Source organism: Phytohabitans kaempferiae (genome assembly GCF_042433955.1).
Taxonomy (GTDB): Bacteria; Actinomycetota; Actinomycetes; order Mycobacteriales; family Micromonosporaceae; genus Phytohabitans; species Phytohabitans kaempferiae.
In genome coordinates, this window is the sequence record NZ_JBHLUH010000060.1 from 106,929 (window position 1) to 130,675 (window position 23,747).

Sequence of the window (23,747 nt, forward strand, 5' to 3'; positions counted from 1 at the left end):
ATCGGAAATCAAGACAATACACTGGTCGCAGGCAGTGGCACTAGCTATGATCACGCCCATGGCACCAGCCCCGACGCTCGCAAGAGGCTCGGTCGGCAGTGTCGAGACGCGGTACGTCGATCTTCCGCAGCCCGTGCGGCTCGACTGCGGACGGGAGCTGCATCCGGTTCGGGTGGCGTACGAGACGTACGGCGCACTCTCGCCCGGCAAGGACAACGCCATCCTGGTCTGCCACGCGCTCAGTGGCGACGCCCACGCGGCCGGCTTCTCCAAGTCGTCGTCGAGCAGCGCGCGCGACGGGTTCGGGGCGGAAGAACGCGACGGTTCGGCCGGCAAAGGGCTCGGCTGGTGGGACGGGATGATCGGCCCGGGCAAGGCGTTCGACACCGACCGCTTCTTCGTCGTCTGCACCAACCTGCTCGGCGGCTGCGGAGGGACGACCGGGCCCTCGTCCCTCGATCCGGTGACAGGCCAACCGTACGGGTCGAGTTTCCCGGTCATCACGGTCGCCGACATGGTGCGCACCGAGCGGGCCTTCCTGAATGTGCTCGGCATCGAGCGGCTCGCGGCGGTGGCCGGTGGCTCGCTCGGCGGAATGCAGGCGCTGGAGTGGGCGATCCTGTTTCCCGATCAGGTCGACGCGGTCGTATCCATCGCCAGCACCCACGCCCTCCATCCGCAGGGCGTCGCGTGGAACTCGATCGCCCGGGACGCCATCATGCGCGACCCGGCCTGGCAGGGCGGTCACTACTACGGCACCGGCCGCGCACCCGACGCCGGCATGGGCGTGGCGCGGATGGTAGGCCACATCACCTACCTGTCCGCGCCGGCGCTGCACGACCGGTTCGGCCGGCGCCTACAGTTCGCCGACGACATCCGTTACACCCTCACCGAGCCGGAGTTCGAGGTCGAGAGCTACCTGCGTCACCAGGCCGACTCCTTCGTCCGGCGATTCGACGCCAACACCTATCTCTACACGTCACGGGCGCTGACATACTTCGATCTCTCCCGGCAGCACGGCGGTGGATCGCTCACCCGGGCGCTGGAAGGCGTTTCGGCGCGCACGCTGCTGATCGCGTTCAGCTCCGACTGGCTGTACCCGCCATCCGCCTCACAAGAGATCGAAGAAGCGCTAAGCACCGTCGGCAAGCCTGTCGAGCTGCACGTGATCGAGGCACCCTACGGCCACGACTGCTTCCTCCTGGAGGAAGCACGACAGACGCCCATTATCCGCCAGTTCCTGGCCGAGGAGAGGCCCTCGTGACGGATCAACCCGCTCGCACCGAGCAAGCCCACGAGTTCGGGTTCGAGACCCGGCAACTGCACGCCGGGCAGCGCCCCGACCCGAACACCGGCGCGCGTGCGGTACCGATCTTCCAGACAACGAGCTACGTCTTCGAGGATCCGGAATCGGCGGCGGCGTACTTCAACCTCCAGGAGTACGGGAACACCTACTCGCGGATCATGAATCCGACGGTGGCGGTGTTCGAGGAACGCGTGGCCAACCTCGAGGGCGGCAGCGGAGCGGTGGCCTTCGCCAGTGGGATCGCCGCGCAAGCGGCCGCGCTATTCACGATCCTCCAGCCGGGCGACCACATCGTGTCGTCCTCGGCGCTCTACGGCGGAACGGTCAACCAACTCAAACACCTGCTGCGCAAGATGAGCGTCGAGCTGACCTGGGTCAATCCCGACGACCCGGACGCATGGCGTACGGCGGTCCGCGCCAACACGAAAGCGTTCTTCGGTGAGACGATCGGCAATCCGGCCGGAAACGTACTGGACATCGAGACGGTTGCGGCTATCGCACACGAGCACGACCTGCCGTTGATCGTAGACAACACGTTCGCCACCCCGTACCTGTGCCGCCCGATCGAGTGGGGCGCCGACATCGTGGTCCACTCGGCGACGAAGTTCATCGGCGGACACGGCACGAGCATCGGCGGCGTCGTCGTCGAGTCGGGCGCCTTCGACTGGTCCAACGGACGCTTTCCGGTGGTGGCCGATCCCTCGCCCGCCTACCACGGCTTGCAGTTCCACGAGACGTTCGGCACGTACGGCTACCTGATGAAGCTGCGGGCCGAGACTCTGCGGGACCTTGGCGCGGCGCTGTCCCCGTTCAACGCATTCCTGTTCCTGCAAGGGCTGGAGACGCTGTCGCTACGGATGGAGCGTCACGTCGAGAACGCGAGGGCGGTCGCCGAGTTCCTCGACTCGCACGAGTTGGCGGCGAACGTGACCTATCCGGGCCTGCCGGCGAGCAGGTACCAGCCACTCGTGGAGAAGTACCTGCCGCGCGGCGCGGGCGCGGTGTTCTCGTTCGACTGCGCCGGTGGACGGGCCGGCGGACAGGATCTCATCCGCGGCGTGACGCTCTGGTCCCACCTGGCCAACGTCGGCGACGCGAAGAGCCTCATCATCCACCCAGCCAGCACCACGCACCGCCAGCTGAGCGACGAGGAACTCCGTGCGGCGGGCGTCGCTCCGGGGACGGTACGGCTGTCGGTCGGCACCGAGTCCGTCGGCGACCTGATCTGGGACCTGGAACAGGCTTTCGCCTACGCCGCCACGGCCGTGAGGAAGGAGATGGCACGAGCGTGATGAATCTCGAGCACTACCAGGACACGCTGGCGATCCAGCGTGTGCTCCACACCGCGAAGACCATCGCCGTCGTCGGCCTGTCGAGCAACCCGCTACGCGCCAGCCACTTCGTCGGCTACTACCTCAAACGGCACGGCTACCAAGTGATCCCGGTAAATCCTCGCGAGACCGAGATCCTCGGTCAGACCTGCTACCCGAGCCTGCCGGACGTACCTGTGCCGGTCGACGTCGTCAACGTCTTCCGCGCGCCGGACGCGCTGCCGGGGATCGCGCGGGACGCGGTGTCGATCAACGCTGCTGCCCTGTGGTGTCAGTACGGCGTGATCAACGAGGAGGGCGCCCGGATCGCCGAGGACAACGGCCTGACCGTGATCCTGGATCGTTGTCTCAAGGTGGAACACGCGCGGTACGCGGGCCGGATGCACTGGCTCGGCTTCAACACCCTGCGCATCACATCCGTACGCGCCGGACTCCAGTAAACCGTTCGCGCCGCCCTCCACTCCCCGGCATACCGGAAAACGTCCCGCACGCGCTTCATACCGACTCTTGCACGATCGGGCGGAGGAGCATGCGACATCGCTGGTGCGGGAAGAGAACCTTGCACAGAATGCGTACGCGCGGTACGACGCTGACGGAAAGCCCTCCAAGCTCACGCTTACCTGATCATGCCGGGCCCGCAGGCGGTCTTTCCGATGCTCGGCGTGGCCGGGCTCGCGCCGGCCGCGGCTACCGACGCGAGTGAGGTGCTGAACTGACCGTCCGGGCGCCCGCGTCCGGGCCGACGTCTACGTCGAACGCCTGAGCGCCCCTATCCCCGCTCGGGCTCGGAGTGCAGGGCGGCGTATCCACCCATGTGGTAGAGCAGCGGTGCGCCGTCGCCGTGGCTGCCGGCGAGCGGCTCGGCGAGCACGATCGCGTGGTCGCCGGCCGGCACCCGCTGGGTCACCCGGCACAGCAACCAGGCGATCGGTTCATCGAGCAGGGGCACGTCATAGGGGCCGTACCGCCAACCGGTGTGCGCGGTGAACCGGTCGATACCACTGGTCGCGAATGTCTGCGCGATGTCGCGCTGGTCAGCGCCGAGCAGGTGCACCGCGACGTGCTCCGCGCCGGCGACCGTCGGCCAGCTCGACGATGACCGGTCAAGGCAGAAGGACACCAGCGGCGGGCGCAGCGATACCGACGTGAACGAGGTGGCGGTGAAGCCGACCGGTGGCTGGCCGGCGGCGGTGACGACCGTGACGGTGGTGGCTTGTCGGCGGAGTAGGGCACGGAAGGCGTCCGGGTCGACCGGCGCATGGGGTCCGGCGATGACGGTCATGGGCGTTCCTTAACGATGTCGCCGAGCGGGAACTCGTGGCGGATCTTGCCTCAGACTCTCTCCACATCTCCTATGTGTCAAGTAGGAGTACGGAACGCCAGGAAATCCATATCAGTGGATTTCATCTCAGACAAACCCACTGCGCGCGCAGGATAGTCGTCAACTACCGGTACTCGCGATGACCAAGGTCGTGTCCCAGGTCACAGATCAAAAAGCCTGCAAAGCCTATAGGCTCAGTAGGGATTTCGACGGCCGCGGACGGTCGTTCTCCGCCCGGCTGTGGGCGATTCCGGCATCTGACGAGGGGTACCAGAGGTGGCCAAGAAGCAACTCAAGATCGGCCTGGCGGCGTACGGGTCCGGCTGGGACAACGACGCGTGGCGCCTGCCCGAGTCCGCGAACATCGGTTTGAAGGATCCGAGCGTCATCCTCGACGTCGCCCGCATCGCCGAGCGCGGCAAGCTCGACTACGTCTTCGCCGGCAGCTCGCTGGCGACCGAGCCGGACCGGTGGGGTCGCATCTTCCGGTGGGACAACACCGCCTACGGCGCCTACGCCGCGGCGCAGACGAAGAACGTCGGCTTCCTGCTGACGTACAACACCTCGTTCGAGCATCCGTTCTTCGTCGCCCGGCAGCTGGCGACGCTGGACAACTTCAGCGGTGGCCGGGTCGCGTTCAACGCGGTCACCGGCATCGACCGGGAGGGCGGGCCCACCGACAACTTCGCCAACTGGCCGCTGCCCGACCAGGACACGAAGTACTCGCGGGTGGCCGAGTTCACCGAGGTGCTCAACCAGCTGCTCTACAGCTGGGACGAGGACTTCCTGCTCGACGACAAGGAGAAGGGCCAGCTCGTGCGCCCGGGCTCCTGGCATCCCCTCGACTACAGCGGCGAGCACTTCGTCGTGAAGGGACCGCTCAACGTCGCGCGCCCGATCCAGAATGCCATCCCGAACGTCCACGTCGGCGCGTCCCAGCGCTCCGTGGAGTACGGCGTGAAGTACGCCCACGCACGGTTCGCGCCCTATCTGGGCCACGAGGCCGGCAAGCAGGAGTACGCCCGCCAGAAGGCCCTCATCGCCGCCGATGGGCGCGACCCCGACAAGTTCAAGATCCTGCCGGGCGTGACGTTCTACATCGGAGCGACCGTCAACGAGGCGCGCGCGAAGTTCCGCCAGATCCAGGAGTTCACGCTGGGCAAGCAGATCCCCGAGGCCATCGGTCGCGCGGTCGGTGTGGAGCTCGTGGACGTCAAGCCGACCGAGCGGTTCTTCGACGTCGTGGACATCGAGAAGATCGGCCCGGACACCCTGAAGGCGCTCATCCCCGAAGCGGTGCAGCGGCGGCAGCCGGCCGGCAACGCCCGCGCCGGCACGGACGACCGCGAATGGCTGCAGCGGACGGTGGTCGACCAGCTCGGCGAAGACGTCACGCTGGCCGACGTCTACCAGTTCGTCGTCAAGCGCCGCTTCGGGCAGGGCATCCTCGTCGGCGACGCCAAGCGCTTCGCGGACTTCCTCGAAGACGGGCTCGAGGACGAGGTGTTCGACGGCGTGCAGCTGTTCCCGCCGTACCACCGCGGCCCCGCGGACCTCTTCGTCGACCTGGTCGTGCCCGAGCTCCAGCGGCGCGGCATCTTCCGGACCGAATACGAGGGCAAGACCCTCGAACAGAACCTCGGCACCGCCGAGTAGTGAGAGTGAAGGACCTATTGTGACTACCACGCGGATCCGACTCGCGGCGATCTCGGTTGCGGCGGTCGTCGCCGGCGGTGTCGCCGGCTGCGGCTCTGGCAACGACGAGCCCGCCGAGAAGAGCGGCAAAGAGGGCGGTACGGCGATCATCGCGCTGAGGTCGGACCAGCAGGGGGTCGACGCCGCCAGCCTCAACGACGTACGCGAGAACGTCACCCGGCAGCTGACCGACTCGCTGGTCTACCGCAACCCGGAAACCGAAAAGTACGAGCCGTGGCTCGCCACGAAGTGGACGATCTCCGACGACGCTACCGAATACACGTTCACGCTGCGGGACGACGTCACCTTCAACGACGGCACGAAGCTGACCGCCGAGGTCGTCAAGGCGAACATCGAGGCGTTACAGCAGAAGGGTGTGCACTCGACGCCCGCCGGCCTGGTCCACGGTGTGAAGGTGGAGGCCGTCGACGAGCACACGGCCAAGTTCGTCCTGCCGCGCGCCAACGCCGGCTTCCTGGCGAGCATCTCCCGGGCGGACGTCGGCATCGTCTCCGCGGCCACCGCCGCGAAGCCGCTGGCCGAGCGGCAGAAGAGCATCGACGGTACCGGCCCGTTCAAGCTCGTCTCGTGGGAGGCCAACCGAGCAGTCGTGCTCAAGCGGCGCGACGACTACAAGTGGGCCCCGGCGAGCATCGCGCACGACGGACCGGCCTACATCGAGGAGCTGCGCTACGAGGTCATCCCCGAGGACCAGGTCATCTACGAGAGCCTGAAGTCCGGCAAGGTGGACTTCTTCGAGGCCGTGAGCCCGCTACAGGTGAACACGCTCAAGGCGGCCGGCGTGCGGATCTCGGACGTCATCGGCTCCCCCGGCCTGGCACAGGAGCAGCCGCTCAACGTCTCCAACCCGATCCTGCGCGACAAGCGGGTCCGGCAGGCGCTGCAGTTCGCGATCGACCGAGACGCCATCAACAAGGCGACCTGGTTGGGCACGAACCAGCCGGCGGCCAACATCTTCGCTCGCACCAACCCGTTCTGGACCGACCTGGGCCAGTACCTCGTGCACGACCCGGCGAAGTCGGTCCAGCTCCTGGAAGAGGCCGGCTGGACGCAGGTCGGCGGCGACGGCATCCGGGTCAAGGACGGTAAGCGCCTGTCGCTGCGGGCCGCGCAGGACAGCCCGACCGTCCAGATCGAGCAGGAGGCGTGGAAGAAGATCGGCGTCGAGGTGGTCATCGACCCACCGCTGCGCGCCGAGGCCAACAAGCGGATCCTGACCGGCGAGTACGACATCACGTACTGGGAGCAGACCTACCCGGACGCCGACATCCTCCGGGCCAACTACGGCAAGAAGTCCGGCTCGAACAGGTCCATCCTGGACCCGAACAACCCCGAGGACGCCGCGCTCGACGCGCTCCTGGAAAAGCAGGCCGTCACCTCGAACGCCGAGGAGCGCAAGCGGATCGTCAACGAGGCGGCGACCATCCTGGTGCGCGACGCGTACACGCTGGCAGTCCTCGAACGCGGCAAGGTGTGGGCCCTGGGCAAGCGCCTGCACGACGTCACGCCCAACGGCGTGGACCAGCTCTTCTACACAGCCTGGCTTTCGAGCTGACCGATGTCGTACCTGAGGTACATCTCGCGGCGGCTCCTCTACGGGATCCTGGTGCTGTTTCTCACCTTCACCGGGTCGTTCTTCCTGCTGTTCATCATCCCCGGAGACGCGGCCGGCGCCCTCACCACCGGCGGTGAGGGCGCCAACCTCGCGGCCGCGCTCCAGGAACAGCGCGAGCTGCTGGGGCTGGACCGGCCGATCCAGACGCAGTACCTCGACGCGCTGTGGAGCGCACTGCACGGCGACTTCGGCATCAGCTTCCGGGAGAAGGCGCCGGCCAGCACGGTCTACTTCGAGGCGTTCGGCAACACGCTCCGGCTGGCGTCCGTCGGCCTGCTGCTCGCGATCGCCGTCGGGCTGGCCGTCGGGCTGCTCACCCAGGTGGTACACAGGTCGTGGCTGCGCGAGGCGCTGCTGGCCGTCCCGCCGCTGTTCGTCTCGCTGCCGATCTTCCTGACCGCGCTGCTGCTGCTCCAGCTGTTCGCGTTCAAGCTTGGCCTCATCGAGCCGTTCGGTGACGAGTCGCTCGCCGGGCTCGTCGTCGCCGCGCTCTGCATCGCGTTTCCCGGCGGCGCGCACATCGCGCAGCTACTGGCCGTCAACCTCGAACGGACGATGCGCTCGCCGTACGTCGAGACGCTCGCCAACTGGGGGCTGACCCGCCGAGAGATCCTCTACCGGCACGGCCTCAAGAACGCCGTGCTGCCGGTGCTGACCTCCTTCGGGACGACGGTCGGCAACATCTTCGCCGGCACGGTCATCACCGAGACGGTGTTCTCCCGCAACGGAGTCGGCCGCATCATCGTCGACGCGGTCAACGCCAAGGACATCCCGGTCGTGCTGATCTCCGTGACGGTCAGCGCGGCCATCTTCGTCGTTGTCAACCTGCTCGTCGACGCCCTCTACCCGGTCATCGACAAGCGCATCAAGGTCGCATAGGTCGCCGCCATGGCCATCGCCAGCATCCTTCCCAGAGCCACGTTCGCCCGCCGCGCCCGCGCGCGCCGGCACCTCGTACGCCAGCCGACGTTCGTCCTCGCCGCGCTCTGGCTGTCCCTCGTCCTGGTCTCGGCGGTGGCGCCGGGGCTGCTGACCCGGTACGACCCGTACGCCATCGACGAGAACCACATCCTCGGCCCCATGTCGGCCGCGCACTGGTTCGGCACGGACCAGTTCGGCCGCGACACGTACACCAGGGTGGTCTACGGCACCGCGGAGTCGCTGAAAGCCGCGGTGCTGGCGGTCCTCATCGGCCTCGTCGTCGGCAGCCTGATCGGCCTGCTGTCCGGCTTCGTGGCCGGCCGGGTGGACACCGCGGTGATGCGCCTGGTCGACACCATGCTCGCCATCCCGGCGCTGATCCTGTCCCTGGCCATCCTCACCACGCTGGGCCCGGGGACGATCAGCATCGGCATCGCGATCGGCGTCAACAGCATCGCCAGCATCGCCCGGCTGATGCGCTCGGAGGTGCTCTCCGTCAAGGAACGCGCCTACGTCGAAGCGTCCCGGTTCTTCGGGCACGGCACGTGGTACCGCCTCGGCCGGCATGTCCTGCCCAACGCCTCCGGATCGGTCCTCACCGCCGCGATCCTCGACATCGGCACCTCGATCCTCGGCGTCGCCTCGCTGAGCTTCCTCGGCCTGGGCGCCCCACCCCCGACCCCGGAGTGGGGTTCACTCGTCGCCGAGGGACGCGGCTTCTTCCCCACCCAGTGGTGGATGAGCATCCTGCCCGGAGCGGTCATCGCCGCCAGCGTGCTGTCCGTCTACAAGGTCGCCCGGGTTCTGCGGAACTCGCGGTCCGCCAACATCGCCTGAGGATCGCCCATGACAGCGCTCGACATCCGAAACCTCAACGTCTCCTTCCGGCTGCCGGACCGCGAGGCACCCCTCGACGTGCTCCGGGGCGTGTCGCTGCGGGTGGCGGAGGGCGAGATCGTCGCCGTCGTCGGCGAGTCCGGCTCCGGCAAGACCACTTTGATCCGCGCGGTGACCGGGTCGCTGGCGGACAACGCGACCTTCGACGCCGACGTGTTCTCGTTGGGCGGGCTGGACCTGCGCTCGCTGTCGCGGTCCGCGTACGCGCGGGTGCGCGGCGGGCAAATCGGGTTCGTACCCCAGGACCCGCTGCAAGGGCTCAACCCGGTCGTACCCGTCGGGCGGCTGGCCGAGGAGCCACTGCGCAAGCGCGGCGTCGGCCGGGCGCAGCGCCGGCGGCAGGTGCTGGAGCTCTTCGAGCGCGTCGGACTGCCCGACCCCGAGCGCGTGCACCGCAGCTTCGCCCACGAGCTGTCCGGCGGCATGTGCCAGCGGGTCCTCATCGCCGCCGCGATCTCGACCCGGCCGCGGCTGCTGATCGCCGACGAGCCCACCAGCGCGCTGGACGTGACGATCCAGAAGCGGATCCTCGACCTGCTCGTCGAGCTGCGCGACGAGATCCCCTGTAGCATCGTGCTGGTCACCCACGACCTGGGGCTCGCCGAGGAGCGGGCCGACAAGCTGCACGTGATCAGCCGGGGCCGGATCGTGGAAAGCGGCTCACCGGCGCAGATCCTCAATGCTCCGGCCGACGACTACACCAAGCTCCTACTGACCGCGTCGACGATCGGCACGGCCATCTCGGTCACCGAGCCGGCACCCGACCGCGCACCGATCGCGCCGGCACCACCCCACGTGCGCGGCGTCGCACTCTCCAAGCGCTTCGCCGGCCGCCGATCCGCCGGTGAGGCCCGCGCCCTGTCGGAGGTCTCCTTCGAGGCGCGGCGCGGCTCCACCCTCGGCATCGTCGGCGAGTCGGGCTCGGGCAAGACCACGCTGCTGCGGATCGTCGCCGGACTGGCCGGGCACCACGAGGGCGAGGTGTCGGTCGACGTCGGCGGGCAGCTGGTCGACCTGCGGGAGCCCTCGGCCCACCGGTACCTGCGGCGCCGAACGCAGCTGATCTACCAGGGCTCCTACGGCGCGCTGAACCCACGGCTGCCGGTCGAGAAGATCCTCGACGAGCCGCTGACCGGGTTTCGGCTCGGCGACCGGGCCTGGCGGCGCGAACGCGTCAGCGAGCTGCTCGACCTGGTAAAGCTTCCCCAGGAGACACGAAGCAAGTATTCCAGCGAGCTGTCCGGCGGGCAGCGTCAACGGGTCGCGATCGCGCGGGCCCTCGCCGCCGAACCGGAGCTGCTGCTCGCCGACGAGCCGGTGTCGGCCCTCGACGTGACCGTCCAGGCGCAGATCCTCGAGCTGTTCCGCGAGGTCCAGTCGCGGTTCAACCTGACGCTGCTGTTCGTCTCACACGACCTCGGCGTAATCTCCGAGGTCGCCGACGACACCCTCGTGCTGCTCCGGGGCGAGGTCGTCGACAGCGGCTCAACGGCCCGAGTGCTGCGCGACAGCGACAACCCATACGTGCGGGAGCTCGTCGACGCCATACCGGGTGGCCGGCTCGCGCCGGTGAGCGCGACGGTCGCGCCGTAACTGTCCAATCAGGAGGAAGCACACATGTCGACACCCCGCGATCGGCTGCTGGTCGATGTCGCGCGGCTCGCCGCACTCCCCCGCGAACGGCTGGTGATCCTCGCGGCCGGCCGCCGCGGCGACTTCACCGGCGAGACCGGCGTGGTCCCCGGCGCCATCCCCGTCACACTGGAGGACGACCTGGCCGGCGAGGCGCACGGCGTCCGTGGGCGCCTCCCGCTGCCGGAGCCGGCGGCGCTCACCGAGCGCCTGCGGCGCTGGGGTGTCCACGACGACAGCGTCGTGGTCGTCTACGCGGCCACCCCGACGACCACTCCCTCGGTCGCCACCCGAGCCTGGTTCGTGCTGCGCTGGGCCGGGCTGCCCGACGTACGGCTGCTCGACGGCGGCGCCGACGCGTGGCGGCGCGCCGGGTACCCGCTCGTACCGCCGCTGCCGCTGGCCGGGGCACCGGGCACCGCGACAGCCAGGCCCGGGCACCTGCCGACCCTCGACGCCGACGAGGCGGCGCTGGCCGCGCGACGCGGACCTCTCTACGACACCCGATCCGGCGACCAGTTCGCCCTCGGCCACATCCCCGGAGCCGCCTCGCTGCCGGTGGGCCAGGTCTTCCGCGACGGTCGGCTGCTGCCGCCGCAGGAACTGGCCGCGCGGGTCGGCTACACCGGCGACGACGGTCCACCGCCGGCCGCGTACTGCGGTGGCGGGGTCGCCGCGACCGGCGTGGCCTTCGCCTTCGCCACGCTGGGCGTGACCGTCCCCGTCTACGTCGCGTCGTGGAGCGGCTGGACCGCGGACGCCGATCGTCCGGTCGCGACCGGGGCGTGAGGGTCTTCCGGTCCACGTTCCAGTCGCTGGCCAGCCGCAACCTGCGCATATTCTTCTGCGGGCAGGCGGTTTCGGTCGTCGGCACCTGGCTGCAGAAGGCCGCCCAGGCGTGGCTGGTGCTGGAGCTGACCGGCTCGGGCTCGCTGCTGGGCATTACCGCGGCCCTTCAGCAGCTGCCCACGCTCGCCATCGGCCTGTGGAGCGGCCTGCTCGCCGACCGCCTCGACAAACGCCGGATCCTGCTGGTCACGCAGACCGCCGCGATACTGCCCGCGGCCACCCTAGGCGTGCTCACGCTGACCGGGGCCGTACGGCTGTGGATGATCCTCGGCCTGGCGCTTACCGCGGGCGTGATCGAGGCCCTCGACAAGCCGGCCCGTCACACGTTCATCGGCGAGCTGGTCGCCCCCGGCCAGCTGGCCAACGCGGTCACGCTCAACAACATCGTGCTGAACGTCGGGAAGGTCGCCGGCCCCGCCCTCGCCGGCGTACTGATCGCCGGCGCCGGCATCCCGCTGACCTTTTTCCTGAACGCCGGATCGTTCCTGGCCGTCGTCGTCGGCCTGCTGCTGATGCGCACCGATCTCATCCATCACACCGCGCCGGCGCCGCGCCGTCCCGGCCAGGTCCGTGAAGGGCTGCGGTACGTCCGCCGCACCCCGGCGCTGCTCGGGCCGCTCGTGCTCATGGCCGTCGCCGGCACGCTCGCCTACGAGTGGCAGGTGACCCTCCCCCTGCTGGCGCATGACACCTTCGACGCCGACCCGCGGGTCTTCGGCTTCATGTTCTCCGCCATGGGTCTCGGCGCGATCGTCGGCGGCCTCGCGCTGGCCGGCGTGCTCCGCGCCGACGCCTCCGCCCTGGTCACCACCGGCCTGATCTTCTCCGGCTTCATGCTCCTCACCGCGCTGTCCCCCGCCTTGACCGTCACCCTCGCGCTGCTGTTCGCGCTGGGCGCGGCGAGCATCGCGTTCCGCGCGGTCGCCAGCACGTACGTGCAGCTGACCGCCACCCCGGAGATGCGCGGACGGGTGGTGGCGCTGCTGCTGATCGCGTTCACCGGCACCACCCCACTGGGTGGCCCGCTGATCGGGTGGATCGGCGACCTGCTGGGCGCCCGCGCCGCCCTCGCCGTCGGCGCGCTCGGCACCGCGGCCGCGGCCGGTGCCGCGTACGCCTACGTCCGCCGGCGCGAGGCCGCGCCCACCGTGGTCGCCAGCCCTGTGACGCACCCCATGCAAATCCTATAAAGCAGATAGGTATAATGTGTATATGACTATCGCGCTCAGCCGCGTCCTGGGCCGCACCGGCGTGCGCATCAGCCCACTCACCCTCGGCACCTTCAACGTCGGCCGAGGGTCCGACGAGGACGGCATCCGGCTCGTGCACGCCGCACTCGACGCCGGCGTCACGGCCGTCGACACCGCCGACGTCTACGGCGCCGGCGCATCCGAGCGGGTCCTCGGCAAAGCCCTCCAAGGCCGGCGCGACGACGTCTTCCTGGCCACCAAGTTTCACAACCAGGTCGGCGACAACCCCTTGCACGCCGGCAGCTCCCGCCGCTGGATCGTCCGCGCCGTGGAGGAGAGCCTGCGCCGGCTCGGCACCGACCACATCGACCTGTACCAGGCGCACCGGCCCGACCCGCACACCGACCTGCTGGAGACCCTGCAAACGCTCAACGACCTGATCCGCCAGGGCAAGATCCGCTACTACGGCACCTCGGTCTTCCCCGCGCACCAGCTCGTCGAGGCGCGCTGGCTGGCCGAAAAGCACGGGCTGATCGCCCCGCACACCGAGCAGCTGCCGTACTCGCCGCTGGTCCGCACCGCCGAGCGGGAGGTCCTGCCGGTGGCCCGCCAGTACGGCATCGGCGTGCTCACCTACAGCCCGCTGGCCGCTGGCTGGCTGTCCGGCCAGTACCGGATCGGCGGCCACCAGCCGCAGTCCGCGCGGGCCGACTTCGTCCCCGGCCGGTTCGACATCACGCTCGAACGCAACCAGCCCAAGCTCGCCGCCGCCGACGCGCTGGCCCGGCTGGCGGAGGACAGCGGCCTGAGCCTGGTCGACCTCGCCATCGGCTTCGCGCTCAACCACCCCGCGGTCAGCAGCGTCATCATCGGCCCGCGCACGCCGGAGCACCTGGAGGCGTACCTCAAGGCGGCCACCGTCGAGCTCGGCGACGCCGTCCTCGACCGGGTCGACGAAATCGTCGCACCGGGCAGCCACTTCCTGGAACGCGACACCGGCCGGCGCACGCCGTCCCTGCAGCCGGCCGCGCTGCGCCGCACCCGCGAAGGAGCACCCGCGTGAGCCACGTGCCGGCCGCCGACCGCTACGACAAGCTCCAGTACCGGCGCGCCGGCGCCTCCGGCCTGGACCTGCCGCCGTTCTCCTTCGGCCTGTGGCAGAAGTTCGGCACCGACCATCCGTACGACACCCAACGCGAGATCCTGCTGCACGCCTTCGACCTCGGCATCACCCACTTCGACAACGCCGACCGGTACGGCCCGCCGCACCGCGCGGCCCAACAGGTCTTCGGGCAGGTCCTCAAGCGTGACCTTGCCGCGTACCGTGACGAGCTGATCCTGTCCACCAAGGCCGGCAACCCCATCGGCCCGAGCCCGTACCTGAAGGGCGGATCGCGCAAGTCGCTGCTCACCTCGCTGGACAACAGCCTGCGCGACCTGGGCACCGACCACGTCGACATCTTCTACAGCCACCGGCACGACCCGACCACATCGCTGGAGGAGACGGTCGGCGCGCTGGTCAGCGCCGTACAGCAGGGCAAGGCGCTCTACGTCGGCATCTCCAACTACACACCCGAGCCGGCCGCCGAGGTGGCCGCGCTGCTGCGCCGGGCCGGCGTGCCGCTGCTGGCCCACCAGCCGCGGTACTCCATCTTCGACCGCCGCCCGGAGCGCGACGGCCTGCTCAAGCTGGCCGCGGACCAGGGTTTCGGCCTGGTCGTCTACTCACCGCTGGCACAGGGATTGCTGACCGACAAGTACCTCGACGGCGTACCGGCCGGCGCGCGGGCACAGAACAGCGCCTTCCTCAAGCCGGACGTCATCGACGACACCTACCGGCAGCGGGCCGCCGCACTCAACAAAATCGCCGCCGACCGCGGCCAGTCACTGGCCCAGCTCGCGCTGCAGTGGGTGCTGCGCCGGCCCGAGGTGACCACCGCGCTGATCGGCGCCAGCTCCACCTGGCAGCTCGACCACAACCTCAAGGCGCTGGACTTCCCCCCGCTCACCGCCGACGAACTCTCGCTGATCGACGAGCACGGCGTACACGGCACCGGCCAGCGCCGTTAGTGGGCCACCGCCACGTCCGACAGTGGTGCCAGCACCGTCGAGCGGGCGGCAGCGGCGCGGTGAAGTTCTCGCCGTTGATCGTGTTGAACGGCTCGAACAGCGTGGCGTTGAGCAGGAACGCGGCCACCTTGCACAGATCGGCGAGGTCTCCGCTGGCAGCGGAAGATGGACCGGACGTTGTCGAGGACCGTGAGCCGCCCAACGGCGGTGCCGTTCGGTCGCACCGCGACCTGACCGGAGACAAAGACGTGGTCGCCGGCGCGCGCGTACCGTACAGCGGCAATGGCCGGCACGCGGCGCGGTCGCTGTGCACATTTTCGATCATGTCTTCACGCCAGGCGAAAACACAAGGGTTGCATTCCTAGTAGACCGATAGGAATACTAGGTGGATGGTGATTGATGGGAAGGCGGCCACCGCCGTCCCCACCGGGCCCGCGGGACCACCCTCCGACCCCGATGACGACCTGAGCACGTTGCGGGTCGCGCCGGCCCGTCACCCCTGGCGGTGGGTGGCCAGCGCGGTCGCCGCGGTGCTGCTGGCCATGGCCCTGCACGCACTGGTCACCAACCCGGCGTGGGAGTGGCACGTCGTCAGCCAGTACCTGTTCTACGAGACGATCCTCCGCTCGGTCGGGGTCACGCTCCAGTTGACCACCCTCGGCATCACGCTCGGCTTCGCACTCGGCACGGTACTGGCGCTCATGCGGCTGTCCCGCAGTCCGCTGCTACGGGCATTCGCGTGGGGCTACGTGTGGCTCTTCCGGTCGGTACCCCTGATCCTGCAATTGCTCTTCTGGTTCAACCTCGCCCTACTCTACGACCGGATCTCCCTCGGTGTCCCTTTCGGACCGTCCTTCTGGGACTTCCGCACACAGGACCTGATCGGGCCGATGACCGCCGCCACGCTAGGCCTTACCCTGCACCAGGCGGCCTACTGCGCGGAGATCGTCCGTTCCGGGTTCCTCTCCATCGACCAGGGCCAGCACGAGGCGGCCGCGGCGCTCGGGCTGCCCCGGCGCCGGCAGATCCGGCGGATCCTGCTGCCACAGGCGATGCGCACCATCATCCCGACCGCCGGCAATGAGATAATCGGGCTGGTCAAGAGCACCTCGGTGGTCTACATCATGGCCATCCCCGAGCTCTTCTACCAGGTGCAGGTCATCTACGCCCGCAACGGCCGGGTGATCGCGCTGCTGCTGGTCGCCGCCATCTGGTACCTGCTGTTGACCACCGTGCTGTCCATCGCCCAGTACTACATCGAGCGCCACTACGCCCGCGGCGCGGTACGAGTGCTGCCGCCGACGCCGTGGCAGCGGGTGCGCGGCGCAGCGGCTCAGCTCGACGCCGCCCGCCGCCAGCGCCGGGCCGACCGCCAACGCCTCGCCGCCGACCTTGCCCGGCAGGACGCGCCGTGACCACGCCGCCGATGGTCGACGTCCGGGGCATCCACAAGAGCTTTGGCCCGCTCGAAGTGCTGCGCGGCGTCGACCTGCGGGTGCGGGCCGGCGAGGTGGTCGTCATCCTCGGGCCGTCGGGTTCGGGCAAGTCGACGCTACTGCGCAGCATCAACCACCTGGAGAAAGTCAACCGGGGGTACGTGCGGATCGACGGCGAGCTGATCGGCTATCGCCGCTCCGGCAAGCGCCTTCGCGAGCTCAAGGAGCGCGAGGTGCTGCGGCAGCGCACCCACATCGGCTTCGTCTTCCAGAGCTTCAACCTCTTCCCGCACCTGACCGCCCTGGAAAACGTGGTGGAGGCACCGATCGCGGCGCAGGGCCGGCCCCGCCGCGAGGCGACCGAGCGGGCGCTGCGCCTGCTGGAGCGAGTGGGCCTGTCGGACAAGGCGCACGCGTACCCGCGCCGACTCTCCGGCGGACAGCAGCAGCGGGTCGCGATCGCCCGGGCACTCGCGCTGGAGCCGAAGGTCGTGCTCTTCGACGAGCCCACCTCGGCGCTCGACCCCGAGCTCGTCGGCGAGGTCCTGGACGTGATGCGCGACCTCGCCCTGGGCGGCACCACCATGATCGTCGTCAGCCACGAGATCGGCTTCGCCCGGGAGGTGGCCGACACCGTCGTGTTCATGGACGACGGGCTGATCGTCGAGCAGGGGCCGTCGAGCCAGGTCCTCGACAACCCGCGGCACGAACGCACCCGCGCCTTCCTCGCCAAGGTCCTCTGACGCAAAGGAGTCCCGTCATGCATCGGCGCCTAGCGGCCGCCACGGCATTCGCCGCCCTCCTGGCACTGGCCGCCTGCGGCAACCCCGACGAGATCGAGGCCACCGTCGCCGACCCCGCCGCGAGCGGCGGCACCCAAAAGATCAACACCAGCCCCGACCAGAACCGGGTACGCGCGGAGAAGGTCGACGCGATCGCCGCCAAGGTGCCCGAGGCGATCCGCGCCGACGGCACGCTCGCCGTCGGGGTGAGCGGCGAGGGCTCCCCGCCACTGGCCTTCCGCGCCGACGACGACCGCACCATCATTGGCGTCGAGCCGGACATCGCGCAGCTCGTCGCCGACGTGCTCGGCCTGGAGCTCGACCTGCGACCCACATCCTGGGAAAACCTGTTCCTGGTAATCCGCTCCGGCCAGAACGAGGTGGGCTTCTCCAACATCACCGTCACCGAGGAGCGCAAGGACATCTACGACTTCGCCTCCTACCGGGTCGACTCGCTCGGCTGGGAGGTCAAGAAGGACGGCAAGATCGACAAGATCGAGAAACCGGCCGACATCGCCGGCCTCACCGTCTCCGTCGGCTCCGGCACCAACCAGGAACAGGTGCTGCTGCGCTGGGACGCGCAGAACAAGGCCGCCGGACTGGCCCCCGCCAAGATCGTGTACTACCAGCGCCCCACCGAGTACCAGCTCGCGCTCCGCTCCGGCCAGATCGACGCCTACTTCGGCCCCAACCCCTCAGTCGTCTACCACGCCGCCGTGAGCGGCGAGACCAAGGTGGTCGGCGTCGTGCCCGGCGGCGGCGAGGTGCCCGCGCAGATCGCCGCGATGACCAAGAAGGGCAACGGCTTCGCGACCGCGCTCAGCGAGGCACTCAACACGGTCATCCAGAATGGACGGTACGCCGAGGTGCTCGCCCGCTGGGGCCTGTCCACCGAAGCCATCCCGACGTCCGAGGTCAACCCGCCCGGCCTACCCCGCAAGTGAGGCAAGACAATGGCCACACCACTGTCCATCCTGGACCTCGCACCGGTGGTATCCGGTAGCACGCCAGCGCGGGCGCTGCGCAACACGATCGACCTCGCCGGCCGGGCCGAGCAGGCCGGCTACCACCGGTACTGGCTGGCCGAGCACCACTTCGCACCGGGCGTGGCAAGCTCGGCCACGGCGGTGCTGATCGGGCTGGTCGCGGCCGCTACCGAGCGGATCCGGGTCGGGTCCGGCGCGGTGCAGCTGGGCCACCAGACCGCTGTCTCGGTCGTGGAGCAATTCGGCACCCTGGACGCCCTCCACCCGGGCCGGATCGACCTGGGCCTCGGCCGGTCGGGTCAGCGCGCGAAGGAGGCCCGCAGCGCCCCACCGCCGGCCGAGGCACCCCCGGTCGAGGCACGCGTCGTCAACGGTCTGCTCATCCCGCCGCCGTTCTCGTTCCTGCCACTGCTGAGGTCGCCGCGCTTCGCCGCACAGGCGGCCGCGCTGCAACAGCCCGGCGCGGAGCCACCCGACTTCGACGAGCAGGTCGGCGACATCCTCGCCCTGCTGGCCGGCACGTACGCGCTGGACGACGTGGACCTGCACGCCGTACCCGGGGAAGGCGCGGACGTGCAGGTCTGGATCCTCGGCAGCAGCGCCGGGCAGAGCGCTCAGGTGGCCGGCGCACGCGGCCTGCCGTTCGCCGCCAATTACCACGTCAGCCCGGCCAGCGTGCTGGACGCGGTCGCCGCTTACCGGGACGCGTTCCGGCCGGGCGTTCTCGCCCGGCCGTACGTGCTGGTCTCCGCCGACGTCGTGGTGGCGCCGGACGACACGACCGCCCGCGAGCTCGCGTCGCCGTACGGGCTGTGGGTGCGCGACATCCGCACCGGCCGCGGTGCCCAGCCGTTCCTGTCCCCCGCGCAGGCCGCCGCACACGAGTGGACCGACGAGGACCGCGAGCTGCTCGCCGACCGCCTGGAGACCCAGTTCGTCGGCGCGCCGAGCACCGTGGCCGAACGGCTCGGCGTGCTGCGCGACGCGACCGGCGCCGACGAGCTGCTGGTTACCACCATCACCCACGACCACATGGATCGGGTCCGCTCGTTCGAGCTGCTGGCCAAGGAATGGGGTTTGTCATGACCGGCCCGCATCTGGCCGTCGCGCTGGACGGCGCGGGCTGGCACCCGGCCGCCTGGCGCGAGCCGGACGCCCGGCCGGGCGAGCTGTTCACCGCCCGATACTGGGCCGACCTCGTGCGCGAGGCGGAGGCGGGGACGCTCGACTTCGTCACGATCGAGGACGCGCTCGGGGTGCAGTCGTCCCGCCCGGACCGGCCGGACGACCGGGTCGACCAGGTCCGCGGCCGCCTCGACGCGGTGCTCATCGCGGCGCGGGTGGCGCCGCTGACCCGCCACATCGGTCTGGTGCCGACCGCGACCGTCACTCACACGGAGCCGTTCCACGTCGCCAAGGCGATCGCCACGCTCGACTACGCCAGCACCGGCCGGGCCGGCTGGCGAGTCCAGGTCTCCGGCCGCGCCCACGAGGCCAAGCATTTCGGCCGCCGGGAGATACCGCAGGAGCTCGGAGCCAACCTCATCACCGACCTGTTCGACGAAGCCACCGACTACGTCGAGGTGGTGCGCCGGCTCTGGGACAGCTGGGAGGACGACGCCGAGATCCGCGACGCCGCCACCGGACGGTTCATCGACCGCGACAAGCTGCACTACATCGACTTCAAGGGACGCTGGTTCCGGGTCCGCGGGCCGTCGATCGTGCCCCGCCCGCCGCAGGGCCAGCCGCTGGTCACTGCGCTCGCACACGCCGACGTGCCCTACCAGTTCGCGCAAGCCTCAACTGACCTGGTGTACGTGACGCCCTCCGATGTGGACAGGCCGGCCCTGCTCGCCCGCCGGTTCGAGCCACCGCTGCTGGTCTTCGCCGACCTAGCGGTGTTTCTCGACCAGACTCCGAGCCAGGCTGCCGCCCGCAAGCAGCGGCTCGACGCCCGCGACGGCGCGGCCTTCACCTCCGACGCGGCGACCTTCCTCGGCACCCCCGCGCAGCTGGCCGACCTCCTGCTGGACTGGCACGCCGCCGGCATCGACGGCTTCCGGCTGCGGCCCGCCGCGATCCCGCACGACCTGACCGCGATCACCCGCGGCCTGGTGCCCGAGCTGCGCCGCCGCGGCGCCTTCCGGAAGGCGTACGAGGCGAAAACCCTGCGCGGGCTGCTCGGCCTGCCCCGCCCAGCCAACCGATACTCCACTGTGGAAGGCGTGCGATGACCAAACAGATCCACCTCGCGACACACTTCCCGGGCGTCAACAACACCACGGTGTGGAGCGACCCGCGCTCGGGCAGCCAGATCGAGTTCGCCTCGTTCGAACGCCTGGCCCGGACGGCCGAGCGGGCCAAGTTCGACTTCTTCTTCCTCGCCGAAGGGCTGCGGCTGCGCGAGCAGAACGGGCTCATCTACGACCTCGACGTCGTGGGCCGGCCAGACACGTTCACCGTGCTGGCCGCGCTGGCCGCCGTCACCGACCGGCTCGGCCTCACCGGCACGATCAACTCCACCTTCAACGAGCCGTACGAGGTGGCCCGCCAGTTCGCCAGCCTGGACCACCTCTCCGGCGGCCGCGCCGGGTGGAACGTGGTCACCTCGTGGGACGCGTTCACCGGGGAGAACTTCCGCCGCGGCGGCTTCCTGCGCCAGGAGGACCGCTATGACCGGGCCGAGCGCTTCCTGCGTACCGCGTGGGAGCTCTTCGATTCGTGGCGGGACGGCGACGTGGTCGCCGACAAGGACAGCGGCGCGTTCCTGTCCCGGCCCGACGCGGGCACCTTCGCCCACCGGGACGAACACTTCGACATCGCCGGCCGATTCAACGTGCCGCGCAGCCCGCAGGGACGCCCAGTGATCCTACAGGCCGGCGACTCGGCCAACGGGCGGGAGTTCGCCGCCGCCACCGCCGACGCGATCTTCAGCCGGCACGGCACACTCGAAGCCGGCCAGGCCTTCTACGCAGACGTGAAGCGGCGGCTGGCCCGCTACGGCCGTACCCCGCGAGAGCTGTTGGTGCTCCCGGCCGCGACGTTCGTCCTCGGTGACACCGACGCGGACGCCCAGGAACGCGCCCGCGAGATCCGCCACCAGCAGGTCAGCGGCCAGACCGCCATCCGCCACCTCGAACAGCTCTGGAACCGCGACCTGAGCGCCTACAACCCGGACGGCCCACTGCCCGACGTGGACCCGATCGTCGGGGAAAACACCATCGCCAAAGGGCGGGCCAGCACCCGAATGTTCGGCGACCCGCTGGAGACCGCGCGAAAGTGGCGCGAACTCGCCGAGGCCAAGAAGCTCTCCATCCGCGAACTGGTCATCGAGGTGACCGCGCGGCAGACGTTCATCGGCGCGCCGGCCACGGTCGCCGATCAGATCAACGACCTCGTCCAGCGGGACGCCAGCGACGGCTTCATCCTCGTACCACACCTAGTGCCGGACGGCCTCGACGAGTTCGCCGACAGCGTCGTACCGCTACTACAGGAGCGCGGCGTCTTCCGCGCCGACTACGACGGCACGACACTGCGCGAACACCTCGGACTGGCTCATCCGGACCGGAAGGCAGCGGCGTGACGCATGTGCTGGACAACCCGGTCTGGGCCGCGCTCAACGGCCCGCAAGCCCACCTCGGCGAGATCCAGGGCCAGGCCGCCCGCTACCACCCCGACGTGGCAGGCTTCGTCACGCTCCGCCCCAACCCAGACGCGCGGGCCTGGGAAGACCTGCTCGCGGTCGCCGAGCCGGGCGCGGAGATCGCCCTCACCAGCACCGACGCCCTACCGCCGCCCGGCTGGGAGGTCACCTTCGCGATCCCCGGCGTCCAGCTCGTCGACGTCGCCCTACGCGCCGAGCCCGACCCCCAAGCGGTGCCGCTCGGGCCGGCGGACGTGCCGGAGATCCTCGACCTGGTCGCCCGCACCGAGCCCGGACCGTTCCGCAAACGGACCATCGAGCTCGGCACCTACCTTGGCATCCGCCGCAACGGGCGATTGATTGCCATGGCCGGCGAGCGGCTGCACCCGCCCGGCTGGACGGAGATCAGCGCTGTCTGCACCGACCCGGCCTACCGCGGGCAGGGCCTGGCCACCCGGCTCGTCCGCGCGGTCGCCGCCGGCATCCGTGCCCGCGGCGAAACCCCGTTTCTGCACGCCGCGGCCGACAACACCCCGGCGATCCGCCTCTACGAGCACCTCGGCTTCACGCTGCGCCGCACGACCACCTTCCGGACGATCCGGATCCCACCCCTGACTGGGCAGGTGAGTACGCCATGACCACGGTGATCGTCGGTGGCGGGCCGGCCGGCACGCTCACCGCGCTCGCGCTCCTGCGCCATACCGACCAGCGAGTCGTGCTGGTTGACCCGGCGGAGCGGCTCGGGCCCGGCACCGCGTTCGCCACCCGCGAGCCGCACCACCTGCTCAACTCCCGTGCCGGCGCGATGTCCGCCGCCCCGGACGCGCCGGCCGACTTCGTCGACTGGTGCCACCGCTCGGGCTACCGTGTCAGCGCGAACGCGTTCCAGGCCCGCGGCTGGTTCGGTGACTACCTCGCCGACCGACTCGCCGGCGCGTTCCAGCGGCACGGCGACCGGTTGCTGCACCGGCGGGCGCACGTCCTGCGGATCGTGCCGGGCGGCCAGTGGCGCCTTCAGCTCACTGCTGGACCCGAGCAGCGGGCCGACCACGTGGTCCTGGCGATCGGGCACGCACCGCCCCGCTTCCCGCTTGTCGCGCAAGCGCCGGTGCGCGAGGCCCCGGGCTATGTGGCCACACCGTGGGAGGCGCACGCGCTGGACGGCATCGCCGCCGGCGACCGCGTGCTGCTGCTGGGCACCGGGCTCACCGCTGTCGACGTGGTGCTCTCGCTCATCGCCCGCGGGCACCGTGGCCAGATCACCGCGGTATCCCGGCACGGCCTGCTGCCCCTGCCCCACCTCGGCAGCCCGGCCGGACCGCTGCCGCCGCCGCTGCCGGGCGCACCCACCGTCCGTGAACTGCTCCGGCAGTTCCGCACGGTCGCCGTGGACGACTGGCGTTCGCTCGTTGATCGGGTACGGCTGCAGGCCGAGCCGCTGTGGCGGGGACTGCCGCTCGACGAGCGAAGGCGGTTCCTGCGGCACGCTCTGCGGCTGTGGGAGGTGCACCGGCACCGCTGCGCGCCATGGGCTGCCAACGCAATCGACCGGACCCGGGACGCCGGCCTGCTGATGGTCCACAAGGGAGGACCGACAGCGATCCGTACGGTAGGACGGGCCTTCGATGTCGACCTGGGCGGCGAGCCGCAGGGCTTCGACGTCGTGGTCAACTGCACCGGACCGGGCCACCCGGCCGGCATCCCGCTGGTCCGCACACTCGTGGCCGACGGATTGGCCCGCGCGGACCCGCTCGGCCTCGGCGTCGACGTCGACCTCGATGGCCGCCTCGTGCCCTACGACGGCGGCACTTCACCGGCGCCCTACGTCGTCGGCGCCCTGCGCCTTGGCCAGTGGCTGGAGACCACCGCGATCCCGGAGATCCGCCAGCAGGCACACCACGTCGCGCGGGCGATCGGCAGCAATGGCGCGATGCCGACTGCCGCCTAGCCGCAGAGGTTGTGTAGGCGCCGACCTCGCGGCGTCGTCGATTGAGGCGCCGTGACCGGTATCGGTCGGCCGATGCCCGCCTCGGGCGCCGCGAGATAGTGATG

General features: G+C 70.1%; 22 protein-coding genes. 21 read left to right on the forward strand and 1 reads right to left on the reverse strand.

Annotated features, from left to right (window positions below; all coding sequences use genetic code 11):
- Nucleotides 1-58 precede the first annotated feature (58 nt).
- Genes metX through ACFFIA_RS28095 form a run of 3 tightly spaced genes read left to right on the forward strand, consistent with a single transcriptional unit; the run spans nucleotide 59 to nucleotide 3,077 of the window.
- On the forward strand, nucleotides 59-1,264 hold the full coding sequence (gene metX, locus ACFFIA_RS28085) for a homoserine O-acetyltransferase MetX (protein ID WP_377256052.1): 1,206 nt from the start codon (nucleotides 59-61) through the stop codon (nucleotides 1,262-1,264).
- Entirely contained in the window at nucleotides 1,261-2,598 is a 1,338-nt protein-coding gene (locus ACFFIA_RS28090) for an O-acetylhomoserine aminocarboxypropyltransferase/cysteine synthase family protein (RefSeq protein WP_377256055.1), read from the forward strand. Before metX ends, ACFFIA_RS28090 begins: the two co-directional genes overlap by 4 nt.
- Entirely contained in the window at nucleotides 2,598-3,077 is a 480-nt protein-coding gene (locus tag ACFFIA_RS28095; protein WP_377256517.1) for a CoA-binding protein, read from the forward strand. Before ACFFIA_RS28090 ends, ACFFIA_RS28095 begins: the two co-directional genes overlap by 1 nt.
- 329 nt (nucleotides 3,078-3,406) lie before the next feature.
- Here the strand turns inward: ACFFIA_RS28095 and ACFFIA_RS28100 are convergent, their stop codons facing one another.
- Entirely contained in the window at nucleotides 3,407-3,919 is a 513-nt protein-coding gene (locus ACFFIA_RS28100) for a flavin reductase family protein (protein WP_377256058.1), read from the reverse strand.
- A gap of 315 nt (nucleotides 3,920-4,234) precedes the next feature.
- Here ACFFIA_RS28100 and ACFFIA_RS28105 point away from each other — a divergent pair, with 315 nt between their 5' ends.
- Genes ACFFIA_RS28105 through ACFFIA_RS28190 form a run of 18 tightly spaced genes read left to right on the forward strand, consistent with a single transcriptional unit; the run spans nucleotide 4,235 to nucleotide 23,643 of the window.
- On the forward strand, nucleotides 4,235-5,614 hold the full coding sequence (locus tag ACFFIA_RS28105; protein WP_377256061.1) for an NtaA/DmoA family FMN-dependent monooxygenase: 1,380 nt from the start codon (nucleotides 4,235-4,237) through the stop codon (nucleotides 5,612-5,614).
- 19 nt (nucleotides 5,615-5,633) lie between these two features.
- Nucleotides 5,634-7,229, forward strand: a complete 1,596-nt coding sequence (locus ACFFIA_RS28110; RefSeq protein WP_377256064.1) for an ABC transporter substrate-binding protein — start codon at nucleotides 5,634-5,636, stop codon at nucleotides 7,227-7,229.
- A 3-nt stretch (nucleotides 7,230-7,232) separates the two neighbouring features.
- Complete coding sequence (locus tag ACFFIA_RS28115; protein ID WP_377256067.1) at nucleotides 7,233-8,168, forward strand: ABC transporter permease; 936 nt, start codon at nucleotides 7,233-7,235, stop codon at nucleotides 8,166-8,168.
- Between the two features lie 9 nt (nucleotides 8,169-8,177).
- On the forward strand, nucleotides 8,178-9,047 hold the full coding sequence (locus ACFFIA_RS28120; RefSeq protein ID WP_377256069.1) for an ABC transporter permease: 870 nt from the start codon (nucleotides 8,178-8,180) through the stop codon (nucleotides 9,045-9,047).
- Nucleotides 9,048-9,056: 9 nt separating this feature from the next.
- Nucleotides 9,057-10,700, forward strand: coding sequence for an ATP-binding cassette domain-containing protein (locus tag ACFFIA_RS28125; protein WP_377256072.1), 1,644 nt, complete (start codon nucleotides 9,057-9,059; stop codon nucleotides 10,698-10,700).
- Nucleotides 10,701-10,724: 24 nt separating this feature from the next.
- Complete coding sequence (locus tag ACFFIA_RS28130) at nucleotides 10,725-11,528, forward strand: sulfurtransferase (RefSeq protein ID WP_377256075.1); 804 nt, start codon at nucleotides 10,725-10,727, stop codon at nucleotides 11,526-11,528.
- Nucleotides 11,525-12,778 (forward strand): MFS transporter, encoded by a 1,254-nt coding sequence (locus tag ACFFIA_RS28135; protein ID WP_377256077.1) that lies wholly within the window; start codon nucleotides 11,525-11,527, stop codon nucleotides 12,776-12,778. Before ACFFIA_RS28130 ends, ACFFIA_RS28135 begins: the two co-directional genes overlap by 4 nt.
- A gap of 22 nt (nucleotides 12,779-12,800) precedes the next feature.
- Nucleotides 12,801-13,841, forward strand: a complete 1,041-nt coding sequence (locus ACFFIA_RS28140; RefSeq protein ID WP_377256080.1) for an aldo/keto reductase — start codon at nucleotides 12,801-12,803, stop codon at nucleotides 13,839-13,841.
- Nucleotides 13,838-14,848 (forward strand): aldo/keto reductase, encoded by a 1,011-nt coding sequence (locus tag ACFFIA_RS28145; protein ID WP_377256083.1) that lies wholly within the window; start codon nucleotides 13,838-13,840, stop codon nucleotides 14,846-14,848. The genes ACFFIA_RS28140 and ACFFIA_RS28145 overlap by 4 nt, the downstream gene beginning before the upstream one ends.
- Before the next feature lie 59 nt (nucleotides 14,849-14,907).
- On the forward strand, nucleotides 14,908-15,213 hold the full coding sequence (locus tag ACFFIA_RS28150; protein WP_377256085.1) for a hypothetical protein: 306 nt from the start codon (nucleotides 14,908-14,910) through the stop codon (nucleotides 15,211-15,213).
- Nucleotides 15,214-15,237: 24 nt separating this feature from the next.
- On the forward strand, nucleotides 15,238-16,263 hold the full coding sequence (locus tag ACFFIA_RS28155; protein ID WP_377256088.1) for an amino acid ABC transporter permease: 1,026 nt from the start codon (nucleotides 15,238-15,240) through the stop codon (nucleotides 16,261-16,263).
- Nucleotides 16,264-16,274: 11 nt separating this feature from the next.
- On the forward strand, nucleotides 16,275-17,027 hold the full coding sequence (locus tag ACFFIA_RS28160) for an amino acid ABC transporter ATP-binding protein (RefSeq protein ID WP_377256520.1): 753 nt from the start codon (nucleotides 16,275-16,277) through the stop codon (nucleotides 17,025-17,027).
- 17 nt (nucleotides 17,028-17,044) lie between these two features.
- Nucleotides 17,045-18,010 carry an ABC transporter substrate-binding protein gene (locus tag ACFFIA_RS28165; protein ID WP_377256091.1) on the forward strand — a complete coding sequence of 322 codons (966 nt, stop codon included), beginning with the start codon at nucleotides 17,045-17,047 and terminating at the stop codon, nucleotides 18,008-18,010.
- A gap of 9 nt (nucleotides 18,011-18,019) precedes the next feature.
- The gene (locus ACFFIA_RS28170; RefSeq protein ID WP_377256093.1) at nucleotides 18,020-19,138 is read left to right on the forward strand and encodes an LLM class flavin-dependent oxidoreductase; all 1,119 of its coding nucleotides are present in this window, start codon (nucleotides 18,020-18,022) and stop codon (nucleotides 19,136-19,138) included.
- On the forward strand, nucleotides 19,135-20,286 hold the full coding sequence (locus ACFFIA_RS28175; RefSeq protein WP_377256096.1) for an LLM class flavin-dependent oxidoreductase: 1,152 nt from the start codon (nucleotides 19,135-19,137) through the stop codon (nucleotides 20,284-20,286). Before ACFFIA_RS28170 ends, ACFFIA_RS28175 begins: the two co-directional genes overlap by 4 nt.
- On the forward strand, nucleotides 20,283-21,635 hold the full coding sequence (locus tag ACFFIA_RS28180) for an NtaA/DmoA family FMN-dependent monooxygenase (protein WP_377256098.1): 1,353 nt from the start codon (nucleotides 20,283-20,285) through the stop codon (nucleotides 21,633-21,635). Before ACFFIA_RS28175 ends, ACFFIA_RS28180 begins: the two co-directional genes overlap by 4 nt.
- Complete coding sequence (locus ACFFIA_RS28185; protein ID WP_377256101.1) at nucleotides 21,632-22,333, forward strand: GNAT family N-acetyltransferase; 702 nt, start codon at nucleotides 21,632-21,634, stop codon at nucleotides 22,331-22,333. Before ACFFIA_RS28180 ends, ACFFIA_RS28185 begins: the two co-directional genes overlap by 4 nt.
- Nucleotides 22,330-23,643 (forward strand): FAD/NAD(P)-binding protein, encoded by a 1,314-nt coding sequence (locus ACFFIA_RS28190; RefSeq protein WP_377256102.1) that lies wholly within the window; start codon nucleotides 22,330-22,332, stop codon nucleotides 23,641-23,643. Before ACFFIA_RS28185 ends, ACFFIA_RS28190 begins: the two co-directional genes overlap by 4 nt.
- Nucleotides 23,644-23,747: the final 104 nt, after the last annotated feature.